We start from the raw sequence: 1,385 nt of genomic DNA on the forward strand, positions 1-1,385 counted from the left end.
CCTGATATTGCCGGTAATCTGATTGAGCAATACCCGAATATTCTGGCGCTACTCGGTATTTTTGGTAATGCCGTTTTCTCCATCATGAGTATCTTGGTCGGTGTCAATGCTGCGCGGGTATTCGGCGGCTCAATGGCCATGGGCGGGGTAATGGCGGGGATTTTAACCCACCCAGGTCTGGCTCAAGTTGAACTGTTTGGTGAGCATCTGCAACCGGGGCGCGGCGGTGTTATTGCCGTGCTGCTGGTGGTTGCCTTTATGTGCTGGGTGGAAAAACAACTGCGCCAGCGGCTGCCGGAATCATTAGAGCTGATCCTCAACCCGTTACTGACTACGTTAATTACGGCAAGTCTGGCGATAGTGCTGCTGCAACCGTTGGGCGGTTATATTTCAGACCTGATTGCCCACGGTGCAAGCCTTGCCATTGATAAAGGTGGTTTACTGGTTGGTGCTATTTTATCGGGTACATTCCTGCCGCTGGTTCTTTCAGGGTTACATCAGGGCCTTGTGCCGATTCATGTTGAGTTGCTGCAAAAATATGGCTCGAACCCTCTGCTGCCAATTCTTGCTATGGCGGGCATGGGGCAGGTGGGAGCGGCGATTGCAGTACTGATAAAAACCAAAAATACCCGCTTAAAAACCATGACCAAAGGCGCATTGCCGGTCGGGATCTTGGGGATTGGTGAGCCGTTGATTTTTGGTGTTACTCTTCCGCTTGGTCGCCCGTTTATTGCAGCATGTCTAGGCGGGGCAATCGGTGGTGCGCTGGTGTGCTACTGGAAAGTCTCTACCGTAATTACCTTTGGATTATCCGGCGTGCCGCTGGCAGTAACCATTGTACCGGGTAAAGTTCTGCTCTATTTTGCAGGAATGGCGGTAACTGTATTGGCCGGCTTCCTCTTTACTCTGCTGCTTGGGTTTGAAGACCCAAAAGAGTAATAAATAGGAAACTGCTGTATTGCTGCGCAATAAAAGCAAAGCAAAATACGCGGGTGGGATAAACAGCCAAAGCACAAGCAGAACGAAAAGAGTAAAAGAAAAGGCATCTTTACAGATGCCTTTTTTATTTCAACGAACTTGAAAGTCATGGAATGACTATTTACGCGGTTCGTATTAACACGATTGTTATCATGGTGATTGATATCAAATCAACGTGTTATCCATTAATTAAACGTGCTATCTGTTAATTAATAGCTACATACAAAGGTCCAGCTAGTGTCACTGCCCGGAACCGAGTTTGTCCACCAGTTGGCTTTATACACCTTATTCAGGTTCGCCATTTGGTCACCACCGGTTGCAAAACCATTTTGTGTCCAGTTTGGATACACTTTGACTTTGCTGGCATCAATATTTTTGCTGGTACAGCTATCAGATACCGCACCGCC

2 protein-coding genes are annotated in these 1,385 nt (G+C 47.9%); one reads left to right on the forward strand and one right to left on the reverse strand.

Going from position 1 to position 1,385, the window contains the following annotated elements:
• Positions 1–939 (forward strand): PTS transporter subunit EIIC (locus ACRC27_RS08545; RefSeq protein WP_438639684.1); only part of this gene is annotated, 939 nt, incomplete at its 5' end.
• Between the two features lie 248 nt (positions 940–1,187).
• On the opposite strand, the gene ACRC27_RS08550 is transcribed toward ACRC27_RS08545, so the two are convergent.
• A partial coding sequence (locus ACRC27_RS08550; protein ID WP_438639685.1) for a cellulose-binding domain-containing protein occupies positions 1,188–1,385 on the reverse strand: 198 nt, incomplete at its 5' end.

Origin of the sequence: Plesiomonas sp. (genome assembly GCF_051650925.1) — a bacterium.
Taxonomy (GTDB): domain Bacteria; phylum Pseudomonadota; class Gammaproteobacteria; order Enterobacterales; family CAMTGL01; genus Plesiomonas.